The 1,607-nt window shown below is 66.3% G+C and carries 2 protein-coding genes; both read right to left on the reverse strand.

The features are described 5' to 3' along the window. Positions 1-125: 125 nt before the first annotated feature. Positions 126-476 (reverse strand): histone-like nucleoid-structuring protein Lsr2, encoded by a 351-nt coding sequence (locus ABZ914_RS51090; protein WP_357219091.1) that lies wholly within the window; start codon positions 474-476, stop codon positions 126-128. Positions 477-948: 472 nt separating this feature from the next. Next, positions 949-1,607: endonuclease/exonuclease/phosphatase family protein (locus ABZ914_RS51095; protein ID WP_500201780.1), on the reverse strand; the 659-nt coding region annotated here is incomplete at its 5' end.

Genomic DNA, 1,607 nt, shown 5'->3' on the forward strand with positions numbered 1-1,607 from the left:
ATCGAACGTCGCCCAGTGAATCTTGTGTGGGCATAACTAGCGTGGTGGCGCAGGACGACGCCGCTGTCACGGGACCACGACTACGGTGCGGTCGAGGTGCGCGCAGGGTCGGCGTGTGTGTGCCTTTACCTGCCGGCCTTCGCGTGGTAATCGTCGACGATTTCCTGCGGGATTCGTCCTCGATCGGAGATGTCCTTGCCGGCCTTCTTGGCCCATGCCCGGATCGCTTTGTTCTGCTCGCGGTCGGTGCTGGCCGTGCCGTGGCCGCGAGCAGCGCGTCCACCGACTACCACTCCGCCTCGGCCGACCTTCGTGCCATGGGCGACATAGGGAGCGAACAGTTCGCGCAGCTTGCCGGCGTTGCTGCTCGACAGGTCAATCTCGTACTGCACGCCATCGAGAGCGAACTTGATGGTCTCCTCGGCGTCTCCGCCATCCAAGTCATCGATCAGCTTCTGGATAATTTGCTTCGCCACGGTACGGCACATTCCCTTCTGGCAGGGTGGTCCTACGAACGTAGGGACACGGTATCCTGCGCGGCGTTTGCCGCATCAACCAGATGGACTCGGCACGGTTCGCGGTGGCTTCCTGGGCCTTCCGATAACCGCCCCTCGGCCTGCCGCACCCTGGCTTCGGGTAGGTGAAGGGGTGGCCCTGGTTGGCCTGGTCGGCGAGTTCGGAACAAGGGCGACCTGTATTCAGTGGGCGGCCGGCTCGGCCCTCTCCTCGCGCCTATCCGCGATTCACGATGCGAGTTCGATTCTCGTCCCGGTCGGGGTGCCGGATAGCGGCGGGCCGCCTGGCGGGATGATCTGTACGCAGGCTTACAGAAGTAGTACGTGCCACAGCGCGTAGTCGAGGTTCGGTGCCTTCGTGCAGACACGGCGCGGCTCGCCGGCGCCCATCCGCTGTTCTCCGATCTGGCTGCTTTCGAAGTCCCCATCATGGTCAAACGCCCTTGCCGGACGGTGCTGTCGGGAATGTCAGGGTGGCGGTGATGAGGCGGTGGTCGGACGGGATCGGGTCGGTGTGGGGTAGGTGGACGTGGTAGCTGTCGGGGATGACGTGCGGGAGCATGGCGGTGTTGGCGAGGAGCCAGTCGATGAGCAGGCCGCCGCCGACGTGATCCTTGTTGTTGACGGTGGGCAGCAGCTCAGTGTCCGGGTTGGTTTGCCAGGCGAGGTCGGCGAGGGCGTGGAAGCCGCATCCGTCGTCGCGCTGTCGGGTGTGGGGATTCCAGCGGCCGATGAGGTGGTCGACGGCGTCGGTGTCGGCGGTCCAGGTGCCGTCGGGTAGGCGTCGGCCTTTCTGGGCACGGGTGCGGTGGTCGGCGGCGGTCCAGTCCCGTTGGGGGAGGTGGTCGCCGCTGGCGGTGGAGTTGAGGTCCCCGCCGATGATGACGGGTCGGCGGGTGGTGCCGTAGCGGTCGAGAAGTGCGGCTTGTTGGCGGCGGCGGATGCCGCAGTGCGGTGTCCAGTGGGTGACGGCCGCGGCGAAGTGGTCGGGGTCGCTTTCGACGTCGGCGGTGTCGGTGACGGCGTATACCGCGATGTTGGGGTTGTCGGGGAACAGGTGCGGGTGACCGGCCTCAGGGCAGCTTCGGAGGG

Source organism: Spirillospora sp. NPDC046719 (assembly GCF_040645715.1).
Classification (GTDB): Bacteria; Actinomycetota; Actinomycetes; order Streptosporangiales; family Streptosporangiaceae; genus Spirillospora.